This is a genomic window from Paenibacillus sp. cl141a (assembly GCF_900109305.1).
Classification (GTDB): Bacteria; Bacillota; Bacilli; order Paenibacillales; family Paenibacillaceae; genus Paenibacillus_AQ; species Paenibacillus_AQ lautus_A.
Genome location: NZ_FNZO01000002.1, coordinates 1 through 19571, shown reverse-complemented (window position 1 = coordinate 19571; position 19571 = coordinate 1). Strand labels below are relative to the sequence as shown.

Annotated in this window: 21 protein-coding genes and 14 tRNA genes; 3 read left to right on the top strand and 32 right to left on the bottom strand. The window is 51.1% G+C overall.

The window, feature by feature from the left end:
- Nucleotides 1–38 precede the first annotated feature (38 nt).
- Nucleotides 39–842 (top strand): NAD kinase, encoded by an 804-nt coding sequence (locus BMX45_RS05130; protein ID WP_009591431.1) that lies wholly within the window; start codon nucleotides 39–41, stop codon nucleotides 840–842.
- 99 nt (nucleotides 843–941) lie between these two features.
- Here BMX45_RS05130 and BMX45_RS05125 read toward each other — a convergent pair whose 3' ends face one another.
- Together BMX45_RS05125 and lipA are read right to left on the bottom strand one after the other, a co-directional pair.
- The gene (locus BMX45_RS05125; RefSeq protein WP_090908813.1) at nucleotides 942–1481 is read right to left on the bottom strand and encodes a YutD family protein; all 540 of its coding nucleotides are present in this window, start codon (nucleotides 1479–1481) and stop codon (nucleotides 942–944) included.
- A 28-nt stretch (nucleotides 1482–1509) separates the two neighbouring features.
- A complete protein-coding gene (gene lipA / locus BMX45_RS05120) occupies nucleotides 1510–2403 on the bottom strand; it encodes a lipoyl synthase (RefSeq protein ID WP_009591422.1) in 894 nt (297 codons plus the stop codon).
- Nucleotides 2404–2624: 221 nt separating this feature from the next.
- On the opposite strand from lipA, the gene BMX45_RS05115 reads away from it, so the two are divergent.
- A complete protein-coding gene (locus tag BMX45_RS05115) occupies nucleotides 2625–3707 on the top strand; it encodes a M23 family metallopeptidase (protein ID WP_090908812.1) in 1083 nt (360 codons plus the stop codon).
- A gap of 110 nt (nucleotides 3708–3817) precedes the next feature.
- Here the strand turns inward: BMX45_RS05115 and yunB are convergent, their stop codons facing one another.
- The 6 genes from yunB to BMX45_RS05085 all read right to left on the bottom strand — a co-directional run bounded on the left by yunB (nucleotide 3818) and on the right by BMX45_RS05085 (nucleotide 7954).
- A complete protein-coding gene (yunB, locus tag BMX45_RS05110; protein WP_090908811.1) occupies nucleotides 3818–4780 on the bottom strand; it encodes a sporulation protein YunB in 963 nt (320 codons plus the stop codon).
- A 104-nt stretch (nucleotides 4781–4884) separates the two neighbouring features.
- Complete coding sequence (locus BMX45_RS05105; RefSeq protein ID WP_090908810.1) at nucleotides 4885–5244, bottom strand: ArsR/SmtB family transcription factor; 360 nt, start codon at nucleotides 5242–5244, stop codon at nucleotides 4885–4887.
- Nucleotides 5245–5247: 3 nt separating this feature from the next.
- Nucleotides 5248–5673 carry an SRPBCC family protein gene (locus tag BMX45_RS05100; protein WP_090908809.1) on the bottom strand — a complete coding sequence of 142 codons (426 nt, stop codon included), beginning with the start codon at nucleotides 5671–5673 and terminating at the stop codon, nucleotides 5248–5250.
- A 191-nt stretch (nucleotides 5674–5864) separates the two neighbouring features.
- Nucleotides 5865–6290 (bottom strand): DUF1801 domain-containing protein, encoded by a 426-nt coding sequence (locus tag BMX45_RS05095; RefSeq protein ID WP_090908808.1) that lies wholly within the window; start codon nucleotides 6288–6290, stop codon nucleotides 5865–5867.
- A gap of 121 nt (nucleotides 6291–6411) precedes the next feature.
- Nucleotides 6412–7209, bottom strand: coding sequence for a TrmH family RNA methyltransferase (locus tag BMX45_RS05090; RefSeq protein WP_090908807.1), 798 nt, complete (start codon nucleotides 7207–7209; stop codon nucleotides 6412–6414).
- Between the two features lie 82 nt (nucleotides 7210–7291).
- A complete protein-coding gene (locus BMX45_RS05085; protein ID WP_009591426.1) occupies nucleotides 7292–7954 on the bottom strand; it encodes a potassium channel family protein in 663 nt (220 codons plus the stop codon).
- A gap of 142 nt (nucleotides 7955–8096) precedes the next feature.
- Here BMX45_RS05085 and sspI point away from each other — a divergent pair, with 142 nt between their 5' ends.
- The gene (gene sspI / locus BMX45_RS05080; RefSeq protein ID WP_009591415.1) at nucleotides 8097–8333 is read left to right on the top strand and encodes a small acid-soluble spore protein SspI; all 237 of its coding nucleotides are present in this window, start codon (nucleotides 8097–8099) and stop codon (nucleotides 8331–8333) included.
- Between the two features lie 82 nt (nucleotides 8334–8415).
- Here sspI and BMX45_RS05075 read toward each other — a convergent pair whose 3' ends face one another.
- The 24 genes from BMX45_RS05075 to BMX45_RS04960 form a co-directional block, all read right to left on the bottom strand.
- Nucleotides 8416–9996, bottom strand: a complete 1581-nt coding sequence (locus BMX45_RS05075) for a peptide chain release factor 3 (RefSeq protein WP_090908806.1) — start codon at nucleotides 9994–9996, stop codon at nucleotides 8416–8418.
- A 120-nt stretch (nucleotides 9997–10116) separates the two neighbouring features.
- Nucleotides 10117–11664 (bottom strand): glucose-6-phosphate dehydrogenase, encoded by a 1548-nt coding sequence (zwf, locus tag BMX45_RS05070; protein ID WP_090908805.1) that lies wholly within the window; start codon nucleotides 11662–11664, stop codon nucleotides 10117–10119.
- 137 nt (nucleotides 11665–11801) lie between these two features.
- A complete protein-coding gene (locus BMX45_RS05065) occupies nucleotides 11802–12632 on the bottom strand; it encodes a YwmB family TATA-box binding protein (RefSeq protein WP_090908804.1) in 831 nt (276 codons plus the stop codon).
- A 286-nt stretch (nucleotides 12633–12918) separates the two neighbouring features.
- On the bottom strand, nucleotides 12919–13569 hold the full coding sequence (locus BMX45_RS05060; protein ID WP_036665042.1) for a response regulator: 651 nt from the start codon (nucleotides 13567–13569) through the stop codon (nucleotides 12919–12921).
- Nucleotides 13547–14620, bottom strand: coding sequence for a sensor histidine kinase (locus BMX45_RS05055; protein ID WP_090908803.1), 1074 nt, complete (start codon nucleotides 14618–14620; stop codon nucleotides 13547–13549). Before BMX45_RS05055 ends, BMX45_RS05060 begins: the two co-directional genes overlap by 23 nt.
- A 42-nt stretch (nucleotides 14621–14662) precedes the next feature.
- Complete coding sequence (gene liaF, locus BMX45_RS05050) at nucleotides 14663–15307, bottom strand: cell wall-active antibiotics response protein LiaF (RefSeq protein WP_009591411.1); 645 nt, start codon at nucleotides 15305–15307, stop codon at nucleotides 14663–14665.
- A gap of 169 nt (nucleotides 15308–15476) precedes the next feature.
- Complete coding sequence (locus tag BMX45_RS05045) at nucleotides 15477–16163, bottom strand: PspA/IM30 family protein (RefSeq protein WP_015737448.1); 687 nt, start codon at nucleotides 16161–16163, stop codon at nucleotides 15477–15479.
- Between the two features lies 1 nt (nucleotide 16164).
- The gene (locus tag BMX45_RS05040) at nucleotides 16165–16653 is read right to left on the bottom strand and encodes a PspC domain-containing protein (protein ID WP_090908802.1); all 489 of its coding nucleotides are present in this window, start codon (nucleotides 16651–16653) and stop codon (nucleotides 16165–16167) included.
- 2 nt (nucleotides 16654–16655) lie between these two features.
- Nucleotides 16656–17333: a PspA/IM30 family protein gene (locus BMX45_RS05035; RefSeq protein WP_090908801.1), complete on the bottom strand. Its 678-nt coding sequence runs from the start codon at nucleotides 17331–17333 to the stop codon at nucleotides 16656–16658.
- 74 nt (nucleotides 17334–17407) lie between these two features.
- Nucleotides 17408–17707: a hypothetical protein gene (locus tag BMX45_RS05030; RefSeq protein WP_009591410.1), complete on the bottom strand. Its 300-nt coding sequence runs from the start codon at nucleotides 17705–17707 to the stop codon at nucleotides 17408–17410.
- Nucleotides 17708–18062: 355 nt separating this feature from the next.
- Nucleotides 18063–18142: transfer RNA gene (locus BMX45_RS05025), tRNA-Leu, on the bottom strand.
- Nucleotides 18143–18150: 8 nt separating this feature from the next.
- A tRNA-Arg gene (locus tag BMX45_RS05020) sits at nucleotides 18151–18227 on the bottom strand.
- A 12-nt stretch (nucleotides 18228–18239) separates the two neighbouring features.
- Nucleotides 18240–18313: transfer RNA gene (locus BMX45_RS05015), tRNA-Cys, on the bottom strand.
- Nucleotides 18314–18324: 11 nt separating this feature from the next.
- Nucleotides 18325–18399: transfer RNA gene (locus BMX45_RS05010), tRNA-Gly, on the bottom strand.
- Between the two features lie 14 nt (nucleotides 18400–18413).
- Nucleotides 18414–18488 (bottom strand) — tRNA-Gln (locus tag BMX45_RS05005).
- Between the two features lie 16 nt (nucleotides 18489–18504).
- Nucleotides 18505–18580, bottom strand: a tRNA-His gene (locus BMX45_RS05000).
- A 26-nt stretch (nucleotides 18581–18606) separates the two neighbouring features.
- A tRNA-Trp gene (locus BMX45_RS04995) sits at nucleotides 18607–18680 on the bottom strand.
- A gap of 6 nt (nucleotides 18681–18686) precedes the next feature.
- A tRNA-Tyr gene (locus tag BMX45_RS04990) sits at nucleotides 18687–18771 on the bottom strand.
- A gap of 4 nt (nucleotides 18772–18775) precedes the next feature.
- A tRNA-Thr gene (locus tag BMX45_RS04985) sits at nucleotides 18776–18851 on the bottom strand.
- A gap of 22 nt (nucleotides 18852–18873) precedes the next feature.
- Nucleotides 18874–18949: transfer RNA gene (locus tag BMX45_RS04980), tRNA-Phe, on the bottom strand.
- An 80-nt stretch (nucleotides 18950–19029) separates the two neighbouring features.
- Nucleotides 19030–19106 (bottom strand) — tRNA-Asp (locus BMX45_RS04975).
- Nucleotides 19107–19136: 30 nt separating this feature from the next.
- Nucleotides 19137–19213 (bottom strand) — tRNA-Met (locus BMX45_RS04970).
- A 33-nt stretch (nucleotides 19214–19246) separates the two neighbouring features.
- Nucleotides 19247–19322, bottom strand: a tRNA-Val gene (locus BMX45_RS04965).
- A 174-nt stretch (nucleotides 19323–19496) separates the two neighbouring features.
- Nucleotides 19497–19571, bottom strand: a tRNA-Glu gene (locus tag BMX45_RS04960).

Sequence of the window (19571 nt, the reverse complement as noted above, 5' to 3'; positions counted from 1 at the left end):
TATCATCTTTATATAACCTTACAAAGGAGCTTATCAACTTGAGATATTATGTTCTGGACCGCGGTGACCCATTGTCTGTCGAGCTGACCCAGCAGTTTCACAAGCTGGCGGAACAGCGGGGGTTTGTGCTGGATGCAGAATCTCCGGAGATTGTGGTCTCGATCGGTGGAGACGGTACGATGCTGCACGCCTTCCATACGTTTATAGACCGTATTCCCGACCTCGCCTTCGTCGGCGTCCATACGGGCCACTTGGGATTCTATGCTGACTGGAAGGCGGATGAACTGACGGAGCTAATTGATCATATGAGCGGAGAAGGCGAACACGGCAACGTGAAGCCGCGCCTCGTCAAGTATCCCCTGGTTCAACTGGAAATCCATAAGAAATCAGGAACGTCCTCTTACATTGCCTTAAACGAATTTACGCTTAAAGGCGTTGACGGTACCGTTGTCGCGCAGATTGACATCAACGACGTGACCTTTGAGATGTTCAGGGGAGACGGCATTTGCGTATCCACGCCGTCCGGCAGCACGGCGTATAACAAGAGTGTCGGCGGGGCGATGGTTCATCCCTCGATCGATGCGCTTCAGATTGCGGAAATCGCCTCGATTAACAATCGGATTTTCCGTACGCTGGGCTCGCCGCTGCTTCTGCCCAAGCATCATCATTGTGATATATTCTCGCGAAAAGAACAGCGTTTGCTGCTTACCATCGATCACGTTAATATCTCGATTGACGACCTCGTATCCGTGCGCTGTCAGGTGGCGGAGCAGCAGGTCAGTTTCGCACGTTATCGGCCGTTTCCGTTCTGGAACCGCGTCCGCGATGCATTCCTTGGTTAAGATTTACCAGGAGGGCCAACGCTTCACGAAGTCTTACCTTACCCATATCCGTAAACAAAGAACGGTCTACCTGCCAAAATACAGGTGACCGTTCTTTGGTTATTGCGGCTGCTCTGAGGGCACATGAGGCTCCTTGGAAGGTTTTGCTTCCTTCTCCTTGGGGGCCTTGGCTTCGCGCGGCTCGCGTCTTGAATCTTTGCCTTCGCGCCGCTCGCGCTGATCCTTGTGCTCCTTGCCCGGTTTTGAACCCTCTTGGGGTTCCTTGTTCCCCTGTGCTTCCCCCTCAGCCCGGTTATCCTTAGGGGATGATTCTCGAACCTCTACAGGCTCTTTCGTATTGGTGGCATGCTCTTTCGTTTCCTTCTGCTCCTTCGTTTTCTGAAGCACAAAGTGAGCACAGCCGAAATTGCAATATTCGTTAATGTAATCGGACATGCTGGAAAAGGTTGAATCCTTGGCAGCCTTGGGATGATTGTCCCGATAGAAGCCTTTAAGCCGAAGCTGATTGTAACCCCAGTCTCCCACGATGTAATCATAACGGTCCAGCACCTCGCTGTACCGCTCCCGGAAAGCTTCCAGATTCCAGCCGTTTCGATGGTCCTTTAACACTTCATAGCTTTTGTTTCCGATAACGATCATTGAAAGCTTCCCCTGCCTTTCCAATAGGTTAAGACTGCACCGTCTCTTCCTTGTTGCGTTCCGCAGATTTCACTTGCTCGTGTGCATGATAGGAGCTGCGCACAAGAGGACCGGACTCCACGTGGCTGAATCCGCGCTTCATTCCTTCTTCCTTCAAGATCGCAAACTCTTCCGGCGTGTAATATTTTTCAACATTCAAATGTTTCGGCGAAGGCTGCAGGTATTGGCCGATCGTCATGATATCGCATCCCACCGAACGCAGGTCGTCCATGGCCTCCAGAATTTCATGCCATTGTTCCCCGACGCCCAGCATGATGCTGGATTTGGTCGGAATGTCAGGCTGCATCGCCTTGGCATTCTTCAGCAGCTGCAATGAGCGGGAATACTTGGCTTTGGCACGTACGCGATCAGACATACGCTCCACCGTCTCAATGTTGTGGTTCAGAATATCCGGCTTAACGTCCATCACGATTTTCAGCGATTCTTCGTCTCCCATAAAATCCGGGATCAGCACTTCCACCGAGCACAGCGGCAGGCGTCGGCGAATAGCTTTGACGGTTTCGGCGAATATGTACGCACCGCCATCCTTCAGATCATCCCGTGCCACGCTTGTTACCACGCAGTGACGCAAATTCATTTGCTCGGCCGCCTCCGCTACCCGTTCGGGTTCCTGCAGGTCCAGCTCCGTTGGAAGCCCCGTATTCACGGCGCAGAATCGGCAAGCGCGGGTACAAATGTCACCCAGAATCATGAAGGTTGCCGTGCGGTTAGCCCAGCATTCGTAAATGTTTGGACAGCGAGCCTCTTCACACACCGTATGAAGTGTTTTGGATCGCATCATGCTTTTGATTTCTTTATAATTATCGCCAGTAGTCAGCTTGATTCGAATCCAGTCAGGTTTTGGCTGTTTGGTTTTAGACAAAGAAAAAACCTTCTTTCGAATGTAATGATGTAACTCAAGACATACCCCATCGTTTGCTGCCCCATATTATATCATGAAAACCATCATATTACTTGTTTCGCATCGATATGAGATTAATCTAGTTGCGGCATGGATAAAAATCCTTGTTTCGATTCACCCTACAGGTAGGCATCACTGTCCGTCCTTAATTACGACTATCGATAAAAGGAGGAGAAGGTCAATTGAGGATTTTACAACCATTGCGCGCAAGTGGCATCATGTATCGGTGCACAGCCGCAGTTATGGCTGCTTTGACGGCTGCCTACTGCATGTGCGGACCTGCGTCCGCATCCGCCTCCATGGCGGTCAGCGCGGCCGACGATGCGGTTAAAGCTTCGGATGCTGCAGCGAATTTTGCGGACCGGAAGTCATTATACGATCAGGTTTCCACCGTTACCCAAATTCCGTGGTACCGCCTGGCAGCTATTGACCAGTATGAACGAACGCTGACCCGGGTTCATCCCAAGGATCGAAAGCATCCGGAGCGTACCCTCGGTATCTTTATCCCTTCCACCCGATGGGCCGGCCCGTTGAATCCCAATCAGGAAGACGTGAATCCCACGTCGATCAGCGTGTTCTCCGGGATCGGGCTCGATGGGGACGGGGATGGCAAGGCAGACCCCAATAATGATATCGACCTGCTCTACACGGTTGCGACAAGACTTTCCCCTTATGGGCATGCCGCCGATGATTTCAGCATCGGCCTATGGTCATACTACCAGAACACGCGGGCCGTACAGCGCATCATGCAGTATGCCAAACTGTACGAGACCTTCGGAAAGCTGGACCTGTTCGACCATGCGTTTCCCCTTCCCGTCAAAAGCACCTATTCCTACCGAAGCACCTTTGGCATGGGACGTAACTGGGGTGGCAAAAGGGTTCACGAGGGAACGGACTTGTTTGCTTCATACGGAGTCCCCGTTCGAAGCACCTGTTACGGGGTCGTCGAAATTAAAGGCTGGAATAAATACGGCGGCTGGCGCATCGGCATCCGGGATTTGAACAATCATTACCATTATTACGCCCATCTGCAGGGCTTTGATAAAGGGATCTCGCTTGGGGATGTCGTTACACCGGGTCAAACCCTCGGCTGGGTGGGCAGTTCGGGCTACGGCAAGCCCGGAACCCAAGGCAAATTCCCTCCGCACCTGCATTACGGCATCTACCGGGACACCGGATTGACCGAATGGGCTTTTGATCCTTACCCGCTGCTGAAACACTGGGAACTGGAAGAAAAACGCTCAAAGAAAAAAACGCGCTCCTGAATTCAAACCAGGGGCGCGTTTTTTCTTTAAGGACATACCCTCATGACACATAGACAGCCAATCCATGCTGCACGTATACAATACGGTTTGAGAATGAGCGAATGAGCATCCTACTCGCCTGTTCCGCTTCCCTCCGTATGCCGCCCTGATATGTCGGCACCGCCAGGCGTAGGCACAAGAGGCGTCGTTCCGTGGGCAGGTGGGTCCGGCGTTGTTGCAGGCGGAATCTCCTGCTGCCCGTCATGGGTGTTCTCGTCCGTTACCGGCGGCGGTATCGCGATGCTCGGTGCGCTTGCCTTATTCTCGCCGACCGCCTTTCCTTGGCCGTCGTAATAATACATCGGCACATCGCCTACTACGAGCAGATACGAGATCGGAATATCGGTTTCCACGATTTGCGGCTCCATGTCAAAAGGAACGACAACGGCTACCTCCGTTACGATGTGGACGAACACCTCCACCAGGATCATATTGATGCCGGCTCCCTGCTGCCTCGTATCCAGCTGTACCTTTACCGCTCCCTGGGGTTCGATCTTTAAAGGTATTTGCGGACCGAATGAAGCGATGATCGGGCTTTTTAACACCTGTCCCAGCGGAATCTGCTCTTTGCGCTTATGGATTTCGTCCAGCGTGCTCTGCACGACCTGCGTCGTATGGGAGGTGATTTTTAAATGCTCGGCATAATTCAGCATGAATCCGGTCACTTTGCCCGAGCTGTCCGTTTTCCAGTTGACCAGATTATCAAAATCCTTGCCCTGCGTCACCTGGGAAGTGATCGCTTTATTGATGGCTTCGGTAGCGATCTGCTTAACCCGGATTTGGGCTAAATGCATGATCGGCGGCCGCAGATTCTGCTCGATATACATAAAAAACTCAACGATCCCAAACACAAGGAGCAGAGCGCCGATCAGCCACCATTTTTTTGTGCTTCGCCGTTTGGCAGCCTGAGGACGCCCGCGGCTCTGCGGTACGGGCCGAAAGCCTCTGCGCGGTGGTTTGTAAGCTCTCCTTGGTTTAGGCCACGACAGCGACGGAAAGGCTAAACGCCTGCTTCCCCATCTCTTTCGTCTCATGCTGGGTCCCCCCTATTTACGCCCCGAGGAGCATGTTTACCATGGCAAGCTCTCCTGTATAGAAGGTATGCGGACAAACGGCAAAAAAGAAGAGCAAGGATGGCTTATCCTCGCTCTTCTTCCTTAACGTTCTTTGGATCGTCTTCTTGATCTTCCACGTAGTATTTCAGCATCGACAGTTTGTTCTCCCAGAAGCGGTCAAAATAAGACAGCCAATCCTTCAATTCCTTAAGCGGCTCTGCTTGCAGGCGATAGCGGGTCTCGCGTCCAACCTTGCGGTCCTGCACCAGGCCCGCTTCCTCCAAAATTCGGAGATGCTTGGACACGGCGGTTCGCGTCATGGAGAAATGTCCCGTTATTTCCTTAACCGGCATTTCCTTGTCGCTTAACAAGCCGAGCAGCTTACGGCGAGTCGGATCTGCGATGGCTTGGTAGACATCATGCTTCGGAGCGGCCTGCGACATCGGTTACGCCTCGACGTATCCCGCAAGCTTCTGGACAATGCCAGCCCAGCCGTTGTCCATGCGGCCTCGAACGATGTCATGCGCTTCCCCGAACTCGGTTACCTGATCCGCTGTCCATCCGCCGTGGATGAGCGTGAATTCCGTATGATTTCCCTGCTCCACCAGTTCGAAGGTAACGCTCCAATCCTTGCCCCAGTTAAAAGACAACCGGTTAGGCTCATCAATTAGCGTCACCTTGCATGGTGAATTTCCGAAGGGGCCGGCATTCAAATGAAACTCGAACCCTTCCATCGGTTCAAAATTGTTGGGCATGAACCACGCCGAAATCCCTTCAGCCGTGGCTACGGCTTTCCACACCTTCTCGATGGGCGCTTTCAGTACAAGAGTATGACGAATATCCGGCAGCTTGCCGTTTGTTGCGTTGTCCATATCAGGTTGATCCCTCGCTTAAACTTGAAGTTATGAAACCATTTGGTTTCCCTTCATGCATTATAGGACACCAAATGGTTTTACGTCAAATCCCAATATTCACCTGTTCAGCGTAACCCTTAGGTCAACAGACGACTAATCGGCTCAAAACAGAGACCTTGCCAGCATGGCGAACTAACTCAACCTCACTTTTAGGGTTGATCCGGGTAAGTCTTTTTCAGGAACGCGATCGATTCGCGAATCAGCTGCTTCAGCACCTCAACATCAATGTCCGCCACTTTATTGATGTACACACAGCCTTTCCCCGCCGTATGCTTGCCGAAATTCGTCAGCAGCTCCTCCCGATGATCATCGCCTGGCGCAAAATACAGGCTGATCTTCGCTTTTCGCGGCGAGAAACCTACAAACGGCGCATCTCCCTCGTGTCCGGAGGGGTAACGATAATGGTAGGAGCCAAAACCAATGATGCTCGGCCCCCACATTTTGGCCGCAAAACCGCTTGTTTCTTCGAAAATCTCCAGCAAACGATAAGCATCCTCCCGTTTTTTCGGTGAATCCACTTGCTCGATAAACTCCACCACGCTATGATCCGTTTCTTTGGTTTTTTGCTCGTACACGGGTTTAACTCCTTTCGAACACGCCTGTTATTATGACCATCTCTGCCAAGAATAAAAAAAGGCCGGTTATGATCAGCAATGTTATCTAATCATTCCCCGCCTAATCGAGCCAATTCCGTCTTTAAAGATCAGCATGCTCCCTCTGCCTTAAAGCCTCGTACATCAATACGGAAGCGGCCATTGCCGCATTCAGCGATTCGGCACGCCCCGGCATGGGAATACGGATGGCATCGTCCACGAGTGCCGCGACCTCAGGCGAGACGCCGCGTCCTTCGCTGCCGATGACGATCCAGCTTGTCTCTTTGAAGTCGTACTCGAAGCATGATCGCTGTCCTTCCAGCATGGTGGTCACCAATCTGGCTCCCCGTTCTCTGGCTTCCGGCAGGATGCTCAGCAGATCGCCCTCCAGCACCGGCAGATGGAACAGAGATCCCATGGTGGAGCGCAGTGTCTTGGGATTGTACAAATCCGCACAGCCTCGCCCAAGGACCACGCCGGCAGCCCCTACGGCATCGGCGCTTCGTATGATGGTTCCCACATTGCCAGGATCCTGGAGACCGTCGAGAACAACGACCAAACCGTTCTCGCGCAGGATCAGGTCCTGCCATTGCCGCACTTCCTTGCGAATGACGGCAAACACCTGCTGCGGCGACGGCGTATCGCTGACCTTCGATATGACGGCATGGGATACGCCGATCCATTCGGCACCTTGTCCTGTATCCGTAATATGACGAAGCTCTTGGGGGATGCCCTTGTCCACGTCATAAGCCACGCACTCGATGTCAGCGCCGGATGACAGGGCTTCCTGTACGAGATGGATGCCTTCCACCACATACTTGTTCTGCTTGTCCCGATGTTTTTTCTCCTGCAGCTGTGCCCAGCCCTTCACTCTGGCATTCTGCGGCGATAATATCTCCATTGTTAATCCATCCGTTCTTTTACATATATACTCATCAGAGCCCGGGTTCGGCCCGGTGGCCCGGTATCCGAAGCTGACGGCTCTATTTGGGATAGGCAAGCTCCAGCTTCGTTAAGTCGTTCTTATGTCCGACGATGACAAGCACATCGCCTTCCTCAATCCGATCATCCGGACTTGGCGAAATGTTCATGTCCGCATCGCTTCGAATCGCCATGACATTGCACCCGAATCGTGCGCGAATATCCAGCTCTCTCAAATTGTGGCCAATCAGCTCGCCTGTAGCCAGCATCTCCATAATGCTGTAGTCGTCCGACAAATCGATATAGTCCAGAATATTCGGCGACACCAGGTGGTGGGCAACCCGAAGCCCCATGTCCCGCTCTGGGAAAATCACCTTGTCCGCGCCGATTTTGTTAAGCACTTTTCCGTGCAGCTCATTCTTCGCTTTGACGATAATTGCCGGTACGCCAAGATCCTTCAGAATCAGCGTTGTCAAAATGCTGGATTGAATATCCTCCCCGATAGCCACGACAACCACATCAAAATTCCGAATGCCGAGCGCCCGGAGCGCCTCTTCATCGGTCGAATCCGCCGAAACGGCATGCGTGACCATGCTGGCAGTTTCCTGAATACGCTGTTCGCTCGCATCAACGGCTAATACGTCAAATCCCATGCTGCTCAATTCCTTGGCAACGCTTGTGCCAAAACGCCCCATACCGATTACTGCGTACTGCTTCTTAGCCATTTATATATCCCCCCACGAGCCTAGGTCGATCCTTAATCATCAATGATAACAGTATATCATACTGTCCAGAATACTTGAATGTAACTCCCCTGGAACGGGCACATTACACAATGACCCTTATATAACAAGGAGGAACATTTCGATGTCCATATTGTTAGATCTAAGGCAAGCCGTCATTCATAAAGTCCACAATCAGGACGAAGAAGAGCTGCGCTCCATGATCGAGGGTTCCGTTGACGGGCCTGAAGCCGCCCTGCCGGGACTCGGCGTGATGTTTGAAATGATGTGGAAAGACATGGATGCTGCCCAGCAAAATACCCTTGTCTCTTCCCTTCACGACCATTTGAAAACCGTAACGCCTGGCAATCTTCAGGGATAATCCCGCGCTCAACAAAAAGAACAATCCCCTCAGCCTTCAAGCTGAGGGGATTGTTCTTTATACTGCATATTTATGCCATCGCTTACGGAGCGGTCTCAAGAAACTGGGCGGTTGGATTCTTGTCTATGGCGGTTCTCATTGCATACTCATTTTCGAACAAGACAACATAGTTGTCCTTCTTGTCTTTCACCAGGGTCGAGTTAATCCGGAACTTGGACGGATCAATGTTGTCGTCCACGATCCAGCGGGCGAACTGATACGGCATCCGTTGCAGCTGCACATCGACGCCGTACTCCCCCTTCATCCGATACTCGAACACTTCGAACTGGAGCTGACCGACCACCCCGAGAATGGTCTCGTCGAAGCTAACGGTGCGGAATACCTGAATGGTCCCCTCTTCCGTCAATTGGTCAATCCCCTTCTGATACTGCTTATGCTTCAGCGCATTCTTCACGGTTACTTTGGCAAAGATCTCCGGGGAAAACGTCGGAAGCTCGTCGAATACAACCTCGCGTCCTTGGCTGAGTGAATCCCCGATCCGGAAAATCCCCGGGTCAAACAGACCGATAATATCGCCAGGGTATGCCTCCTGCACAATATCTCGATCCTGCGCCAAAAATTGCTGCGGCTGCGCCAGCTTGATTTCCTTGCCTACCCGCACATGCTTCACGCTCATACCGCGTTCGAACTTGCCCGATACGATTCGAAGGAAAGCGATGCGGTCCCGGTGAGCCGGATTCATGTTGGCTTGGATCTTAAATACGTAACCGGAGAATTTCTCATCGGTCGGTTCCACCACGCCTTCCGTACTGCGGCGGGGCTCCGGCTTCGGCGCAAGCTGGAGGAAGTTTTCAAGAAAGGTCTGGACGCCGAAATTGTTGATCGCACTGCCGAAAAATACAGGCGTTAACTGACCCTGCATTACTTTCTCCAGATCGAACGGGTCGCCGGCAACATCCAGCAGCTCCAGATCCTGACATAACTGGTCATGCAGATAATCGCCAGCCATTTCGCGGATGAGCGGATCTTCATACCCTTCGACCTTCTGCACTTTAATCGTGGAATGGTCGTCCCCTTGGAACAATTCCACCTGATTCTTCACCCGGTCGTACACGCCGCACAGGTCGCGACCGGAACCGATCGGCCAATTCATCGGTACGGAGCGGATGCCCAGCACCTGCTCAAGCTCCTCCATCAGGTCAAACGGACTGCGTCCTTCGCGGTCGAGTTTGTTGATGAAGGTGAAGATCGGAATGCCCCGCTTCGCGCAGACCTGAAACAGCTTGATGGTCTGGGCCTCGACCCCTTTGGCTACGTCAATCAACATTACGGCGCTGTCGGCAGCCGTCAACGTACGATAGGTATCCTCACTGAAGTCTTGGTGACCCGGCGTATCCAATATATTAATCCGATGCCCTAAATAATCAAATTGCATCACGGACGACGTGACGGAGATTCCCCGCTGCTTCTCGATCTCCATCCAGTCACTCGTTGCATGCTTGCTCGCTTTACGAGCTTTAACCGATCCGGCGAGACGAATGGCGCCCCCGAACAAGAGCAGCTTCTCGGTCAGCGTCGTCTTACCGGCGTCAGGGTGGGAAATAATCGCGAACGTGCGACGCTTATCCACTTCCTGCTGCAGTTCATCTATTAGCTTTGCCATTTCACTTATCCCTTCGTAACTAAAGTCATGTATATCATTGTACCACAATTCATACGCAAATCATCCCCATGCGCCGTGCGCATGAGGATGATTTTTATCGCATAAATTTTAGTCAATCTTCTATTTTTTCAACCACACGACGTTATCCTCAAGCTGACCGTTAACCGGCCACCAGTGGAAGCCGTCTTCCTTCAGCAGCTCATCCGCTTTGTCAGGTCCCCAGGAGCCGGCAGGATACGATTCCAGCTCTCCTTGGTTCTCTCTCCACGCGCTAGCGATGCGATCCACAAAGGACCAAGCGGAAGCGACCTCGTCCCAACGCGTAAAGTAGGTGGAATCCCCGCGGGCAGCATCATGCAGCAGACGCTCATACGCTTCTGGAGAGTTGATGCCCACGATACAGCTTTGGCAGAAGTCCATCGCAACCGGAGCGATCTCGGACTCGGAGCCAGGCTTCTTCGCGTTGATCTTTACGTAGATGCCTTCCATCGGGTTGACCCGGATAACGAGCAGGTTAGGCTCCAGGGAATGCTTCTGACCCAAGTATACGTTGGTTGGCATCCGTTTGAACTCTACGACCACCTCGGTCGTCTTAACCGGAAGTCGTTTGCCCGTGCGGATATAGAACGGTACGCCCGCCCAGCGGAAATTATCCACGAAGACTCTGGCCGCAAAATAAGTTTCCGTATTGGATTCCGGATTCACCTTATCCTCTTCACGGTAAGCTGGCAGATCTTTGCCGCCTGCGGAACCGCTCGTATACTGACCGCGAACCACGTTGTTCTTGACTTCTTCGTTTGAGGCATATGGACGCAGGGAGCGAAGCACCTTCACCTTCTCGTCGCGAATATCTTCTGCGAGCAGACGGCTAGGCGGCTCCATGGCAATCATGGTCAGCAGCTGCAGCATATGGTTTTGCCCCATATCCCTGAGTGCGCCCGCATGGTCGTAATAACCTCCCCGCTCCTCGACGCCAACCGTTTCACCAAGCGTAATTTGGATGTTGGCAATATGCTTGTTATTCCACAGCGGCTCGAAGAAAGCATTCGCAAAACGGATAACCTCGATGTTCTGCACCATTTCCTTCCCGAGGTAATGGTCGATCCGATAGATCTCCTCTTCCTTGAACACTTTACGGATCTCTTCGTTCAGCTTGGCAGCGGACTCCAGATCGTAGCCGAACGGCTTCTCGATCACAAGACGGTTCCAGCCCTCTCCGTCAAGCATGCCGCCCTTCATCAGGTTGAACGATACGCTGCCGAACAATTCCGGTGCAAGCGCGAGATAGAACAAGCGGTTGCCCGGTATATTAAATTTCGTTTCCAATTGCTCCGTTTGTTCGCGGAGCTCACGGAAACCGTCAATATTGTTGATATCTAAAGATTTATATTCAAAATGCTGTGCAAATGCATTCCATTCACTATCCTGTTCCGAACGATATCGGCAGAATTCCTGAATCGAACGATACACGTCCTCCCGAAACTCCTCCTGGGTGCGCGGACGCCGCGCCACGCCGATTACAGCAAAATCCTCATCCAGTTTTCCTTCACGATAAAGACTGTAGATCGCCGGAAACAACTTACGTCTTGCCAAATCACCAGTCGCTCCAAAGATGAAAAATACAGCTCCCGGTGTCTTCATTGTATCTAGATTTTGATTTTCAGCCATGGCTCCTCATTCTTTCTATGAATTATAGTGTATTTTTATGCATCGGCACTTAACTCGATGTGATGACATTTTAGCATATTCATTTCAAGTATGCTATCTCATTCCGTATTTTTTCATCGGAGTTTCAGATATTATTTTCAATATTCTATTGTAATGACGGGAAATCCGATCGTTATTCTACTTCTTTTCTTCACCGAATCTTCATGCACCGCGATCTGCATATGAATCGGCGTGTCGCCGCTCTTCACAAAAGTCCCCAGCGAAGGCGCCTCATAGGATCGGCTGATCGTTGTAACATCCGCATAATCCTCAACGGAACGAAACGGAAGCTTTCGGGCTACGGCCTCTTCTACTTGGGCCATCGTTCCATCCACGCCGCCTGATTTCGTTGCATATCCTTGAATGGACGCATTCCACGTATTCGGTATGCCTGCTTGCTCCATCCGTACTTGAACATGCTGCTGAAGGCTCATCATTTCCCGGACCTGCGCTGCCGCCTCTCCGACAAGCATGACTCTGACATAACTATGGCCTTGCTTCGTGAGGGCCCAATCCAAATGCACGGAGACGCCCGATCGATCGCCTTCCGCTTGGAATACGTCATTTCCTTGAAGCACGTTTGCGGTAATGTCGGAAATCCCCATTGCACGAGCCAATTCTTCGGCTGCTGTCTTAGCTTGATCCTTAGAAATCGAATTTATCATTTCGCCTTGAATTTTTACCGTGAGGAGTGCGGAAGGATCCATATGTTCCTGTCCAAGGGCTGCAAGAAGCTCCAAATTGCTTTCGGCTGTGGTTCCTGCTTCCGATGCTCCATTCGCCGTTCCCTTCCAAGCTGACGCCTCTGCCGTTTGCGGAACCGATTCCTCCCCATTGCGTTCCGTTGTTCCCGCAAAACCCGCCATCATCCCTGCTGCCCCGCACAGCAACAACATCATCACAATCAGCTGTAAACGTATCTTCCGCATCGTCAGCCACGCCTCCTCGTACGAATCTATCAATCTAGTAAAAGGATGGCCGTCTCACTAAAGATTTATACCTCGCCATTGAAAATGATCCCGTTACCCTACCGTTGTAAAGAGACCTCCATAACAAAAAAGCCTCCCGATTGGGGAGTCTTTAAGCCTGCCTCTCATTATTTACATGGATATGTTGATACCCTACGATCGCATCACGGATCTGTTTAGAACCGCGCTCAGCATCTCGGAACTGTTTATTTTACGTTCATAAGCATAAAAAAAGAGCCGGCACTTCTTACTCCGCCAGCCCATTTTTATAAGCGTAGATGGCAGCTTGGGTTCGATCCTCTACCCCCAGCTTACCCAAAATATTAGTCACGTGAAACTTCACGGTTTTGATGCCTATAATCAAATCATCGGCAATGTCCTGATTGGATTTGCCCTGTGCCAGCAATCGCAGCACTTCCATCTCCCGGTCCGTCAGGTCATTATGCGCGGGCGCTTCATTTTGCGGATGGCGGAAACGATTCATCATCTTCGAAGCGACCTGAGACTCCAGAACCGACTGCCCCCGTGCGGCGGCACGTATAGCATCGGCGACCTCGGAAGCCCGGGAGGTCTTCAGCAGATAGCTGAATGCGCCTGCTTCAATGACCGGATACATCTTTTCATCGTCCAGATAGCTGGTCAGTACGATCACCTTAAGATTCGGAAATTGTTTCATCAGCTCCCGCGTGGTCTCAATGCCGTCCATCCCATCCATGACCAGATCCATCAGCACCACGTCAGGATGATATTCCTGCGCCAGGCGTATGCCTTCCTCGCCGCTGCCCGCTTCACCTACCACCTCAATGCCGTCTTCGGTGCCAAGCACGGCAGCCAAGCCGATCCGCACCATCTCATGATCATCCACCAGCAGTACCTTAATCGGTGCTTCCATCTCCATCCCCCCGTTTGCGTTCTTCGTTTATGAGCGGCACGATAATCTCAATCCGCGTCCCTTTACCCGGGGCCGTGATGAATTGTAGCGAGCCGCCGATTTCCGTCACCCGTTCCTGCATGGTCGTAAGACCGTAGGAAGTCTGTTTCTTGTCGTCCAATTCGAACCCGACCCCGTCATCTCGCAGCATTACCCGAACGGTGTTCTGCCTGCGATGAATCCGGATGTCCATTTTTTCCGCCTTCGAGTGCCGAAGCGTATTCGACATGGCCTCCTGAATAATGCGAAACAGATGATTTTCGATCCCTTTAAGCAAATGTATGTCATCGTCCATCTCAAACGTAATTTCCATAGGCACTTTGATCCGCAATTCCGTGATCAAATCCCGCAGCCCTTGCTCCAGTGCTTTTCCTTCGAGATAAACCGGCCGCAGATGAAGGAGAAGCGCCCTCATCTCGGACTGTGCCACAGCCGACATTTCCTCAATCAGAGCCACCTGGCGCTGCGCTTTGTCAAAATCCTTATCCAGCGTCCTGCCCACAGCTGTTGCCGTCATCGAGATGGCAAACAGCTGCTGAGAAACCGCATCATGGAGCTCGCGCGCCAGACGCTGTCTCTCTTCCACGATCGCCGTAACCCTGGCCTGCTCGGCTAGCTGGGCATTGTTCGTGGATAACCGCTGCAGGGAAGACACCTGATCCTCCCACCGCTTGCTGATCTTCACCAGCTGTTCTCCAAGCCGGCCCACTTCGTCTTCGCCGATGTCCGGCATGACGTCCGTCAGACTCCCTTTTTCCCAGTTCACGAGTGTTTCCCTAACGAGATCGACCCGCCGTTTTACCCGGTATCCCTGGAAGAAGCCATAAATCGCTCCCAGCCCGATCGGCAGCAATACCAGGGTTATGCCTGCCTCGATCCGGTTCTTCCACGTCTCAAACGGTTGAAGATAACCATATGTATATAATAAATAAAGGACAACGAGCATGACAACCAATCCCAGAAGGGTCCCCTCACGCATACTTCGGGTAATGATATTTGCTTTCTTTTCCGTTTCCACGGGGCAACCCTCCTGAATGGTATACACAAAACAATACGTTTATTATGTCATTCTTATATTCAAATCTCCGCCTAAATAAGAAACGATAAATTTCACTTTATATTCGCTGGTCTCATAATTGGGCGATTGATATTTCACTCGGTTCAATATGCCGGTTTCCTTCCGGTCGTCCATATGAATCGATCCAAACAAGATGAATGCTTCGATCTCCACCCCGTAATAGTCCGGGATCATCAGATCGATATCACCGAGCATTCCGTGGAACATGAGCACCGTTTGGCGTTCTTCGGGAAGCGCCAGGGACAGATCCACATCCGCTTCCCCGAGCACATGCCACACGCTCAAGCTGCGCATCACCCAGGGTGCTCGGTCCCAGTCAAAGTTGGACATAAAGTTCTGCTTCTGAATATATCTGGTCGTGGTATGGGCCCGTTTGGACTTGCCGTAGAAAATACCCAGCGATATCAAACTGACGCCAATAATCAACATAAGATGCTCGAGCAGCAGCAGCACGGCTCCGACGCCGAGCAGAATGTACCCCTTCTTCACATGGCCTTGCCTGATCTGAAGGACGCCCGCGAAGATGAGCAACAGGGCGACAATGGTGAAGAAACCAAACCATCGGCCGAAAAGCATAATAAAACCCAAGCTGATTAAACCTACTGCTATCCAGCGGTTTCTGTCCATGTCGCACCTCCTTGATGACCAAGATATAAGCTCGGAAAAGCCATATCAGTGAGATGTTCCCCACTGTATGGCTTTGCCTGTACTATACGACAATCTCATTCGTATAGCATATCATATGAACACGGTATTCGAATACGCTTTGTTCTTATTTTGCTGACTTGCTAAGGAATTACTCGGATTTCGAGGATTTCCCCATTTTGTTTTTCAACGCTTGCAGCTGCTCATCCACCTTCAGTTGCTTCTCAGCATCCACTGGACTTGTGTATGCTGCGTTGTTAGGGCGGTACGGTGCGCGAAGCACATCAGCTTCAGCTTCCATTTGCATGATTTTTTCTTCCATGCGGTGGAAGCCCATCGAAGCACTGCCGCTTTCAATGGTATGCAGGCTGCTCACTTGAGACATTTGCTTCTTCGCTTTCGCCATTTGGGCGCGAGCTACAAGCTCATTGCGCTTGTTGCGCATTTTGTAGAACTCGTCTTTCATTTCATGCAGCTGAGCAACAAGCTCTTTCGCTTGAGCCTCGGATTGCAGGTGCAGTTCCACGTACTCGGTTTCTTTTTGATCGAAATAGATCTTTTCTTCAAGCAGCTTGCGAGCCACTTCTTCTTGACCGTTTTTCAGAGCCAATTCCGCCTGAGCTTCACGTTGTGCCGCCATCTTCACAGCCTCATCGACGCGCTGCTTCATGCGACGCTCATTTGCCATTTGCTTCGCAACCGTTACCTCTGCTTCATGAATTTCTGCCTCCATGTCGCGCAGGTACTGGTTCAGCATTACGATCGGATCCTCCACTTTATCCAGCAGCTCGTTCACCGATGCTTTCGTCATATCCTTGATTCTTTTAAATACTCCCATGTTATTTATCTCCCTTCTCATAGTTCGAAAGTTTTTTCTTCAATTCTTCGATTTCTTTTTGCATGGCTTTTCTTTCAATATCCTTCATCATCGCATCCAGATCGGAATCGGTGGACGCGTTCGTTCTTGTGCCGTTGGGACGATCATATTTAGGACCAAAGCTTCCATGCTCATTAGGATTAGGATAGCCTTGATGACGTCCATAAGCATCATTGTAGCTGTTGTAGCCTGGCCCCGGGCCCGGATGGTCGTTATAACGGTATCCGCCGCCATGTCTTCCTTGCGGTCCGTACGGATCGTGATAATACGGCTCTTTAGGAACGACGAGGCTTGCAATTAGATAGATCAACAGCGTTGTACCGCCTGTAAAAAAGATACTGACTACAAATATGATTCTAAGTAGGGTAGATTCGACTCCGAAATGATCGGATATACCGCCGATCAACCCTGTGAACATCTTGTCTCGGGTGGAACGGTACAATCTTGTCATGGTTACTCCTTTCCGCTGTTATTCAGCTTTTGCTTCAAGCGGGCAAGTTCCTTTTCCAATACCGTGGAGACGGATTCTCCAGCCTGATCCAAGTATTCCTGCCCCATGCGGCGTAAATCACGAAGGCTTCTGGCTTCCAGTTCCCAGTCGCTGATACGGTCCTCGAGGCGATTGAACATCTTCGGTACATCATGACCCCCGCCATAGGATCCCGTACGTTCATTCATTTTTTGCTGAAGACGAAGGGTTTCCACTCGGGCAACATAATACTGTCGTTTGCTGTAGACCGTCTGATATTCCATTCGCAGCTCACCGAGCTGCTCCTCGATTTCTTTCAACGACTCCAGGCTTGAGGATAACAGGCCTTGATACTGTTCAATCTTTTCCTCATAAATCAGCTTCTCCTGCAAAGCCAGCTTGGCAAGATGCTCTTCGCCGGCCTTCAAGGCAAGCAGTGCCTGCTCTTCGCGTTTAAATCGCATGGTTTCCGCTTGATCCACCTGCTGTTTCAGCTGTCTGGAATGTACTTGGCATTGCTGCTGCAGCTTCTCGGCCTCAGCAATGTCCTGTCTGGTTGAATGTAGGAACTGGTCGATCAATCGAACCGGATCCTGGCTCTGCTCGAGCTTTTCATTCAATGTTGCTACGGTTATGTCTCTTATCCGCCGGAAAACACTCATATCGGCTTAGCCCTCCTCATCTATCATGATCTGATCTGTTGTTGATGCAGGTTATATAATGTAGTGGTTCCTTATCAATAACGGGGTCTTCCATTCTTCAATCGGGACACTCCGTAGATGATTAAGATAACACCAAGGATCGGACCGATCAGCCAAGACAGTTTACCCATCAACCAGATGATGCCGATACCGAGAATGATCCATCCCATCAAGGTATTGCCTCTTCGAATTCCGTAATATCCCAAAGCAACCATCAATATCGGAATTAGAAGACTGAACAACCATCCAAGCAGAGGACCGAATACTCCCAGAAGAACCAAGATCCCTAAACCAATCAACAGGATACTCATTCCATTGCCTTTTGAATTCCTCATTTATACACCGCCTTTCTGTTGTTTGATCGTTGTTTCATTTGTTCAACCTTATGACTCTATTCTAGGTAATTTCGAGTTTGACTAAAACGGCCTGTGGACGGTTTTTGGACCTAGACCTAAGGCGGGGCTTCCTATAGACCTACGTCCAACCTCTGGACTGGTCTGCAGTTTTCGCGTTATATCCTTGAACGAACACCCTCTTGCTACCAGTATCACTAATTGAAGGAACATCGATCTACAGGAGAACGATCTTCAGCAGCCGTGATTGGGAGTAGACTTGTCGTGTGGATGCTTCGATGGAGAGACAACAAAAAAAGGAATGCAGACGTTGATCGTCTACATTCCTTTTGATTGATGCCGGTGAAGGGACTCGAACCCCCACGGTTTCCCTCACGATTTTGAGTCGCGCGCGTCTGCCAATTCCGCCACACCGGCTTACACAATGGCGTGCCCTAAGAGATTCGAACTCCTGACCTTTTGATTCGTAGTCAAACGCTCTATCCAGCTGAGCTAAGGGCACATATGGTTGTTATGGAGGCGCCACCCAGATTCGAACTGGGGATAAAGCTTTTGCAGAGCTGTGCCTTACCACTTGGCTATGGCGCCAGAAATAAAAATGGAGCGGACGACGGGAATCGAACCCGCGACCCTCGCCTTGGCAAGGCGATGCTCTACCGCTGAGCCACGTCCGCAAACATAAAATCAATGGCTGGGGATATAGGATTCGAACCTATGCATGACGGAGTCAAAGTCCGTTGCCTTACCGCTTGGCTAATCCCCAATATGATTTTGTAATATGGGGCGATCGAGGGGAATTGAACCCCCGAGTGCCGGAGCCACAATCCGGTGCGTTAACCACTTCGCCACGACCGCCATATTGTACTATAAATTGATTCGATTGGCAGGGGCAGCAGGAATTGAACCCACACTAACGGTTTTGGAGACCGCTGTTCTACCTTTAAACTATGCCCCTAAAAACTGGTGGAGGATGATGGATTCGAACCACCGAACTCGAAGAGAGCAGATTTACAGTCTGCCGTGTTTAGCCACTTCACTAATCCTCCAGAATGGTGCCGGCGAGAGGACTTGAACCCCCAACCTACTGATTACAAGTCAGTTGCTCTACCAATTGAGCTACACCGGCGTATAAAATTATAAAAGGTACATGGTGGCTCGGGACGGAATCGAACCGCCGACACGAGGATTTTCAGTCCTCTGCTCTACCGACTGAGCTACCGAGCCATAGAGCTCATTGCGGACTTTGACGAAACCCATATCGGATACGCATCTCATCCCAAAGTCATCTATGAAGCTTGTGAAAATGGCGGAACTGACGGGATTCGAACCCGCGATCTCCTGCGTGACAGGCAGGCATGTTAGGCCTCTACACCACAGTTCCACGAGGCACTATCGCTATTGCGATATAAATTGGTTGCGGGGGCAGGATTTGAACCTACGACCTTCGGGTTATGAGCCCGACGAGCTACCGAACTGCTCCACCCCGCGTCATTAAAAGGGTTGCTGCAATGGTGAAAATCATGGTGGAGGCTGAGGGGATCGAACCCCCGACCCTCTGCTTGTAAGGCAGATGCTCTCCCAGCTGAGCTAAGCCTCCGTAACAAAGCGACTTTTATCATATCAAAACCAGATATAAGAAGCAAGTGTTTTTTAAAGAAAATGGTGACCCGTAGGGGATACTCTCACTTCGTTCGAGACTGCGAAGACTATGCTTACGAAGTTATCCTCCGACGAACCGACGGGATTCTCATCCCCTAATGCTTAAAGAAAGTGGTGACCCGTAGGGGATTCGAACCCCTGTTACCTCCGTGAAAGGGAGGTGTCTTAACCCCTTGACCAACGGGCC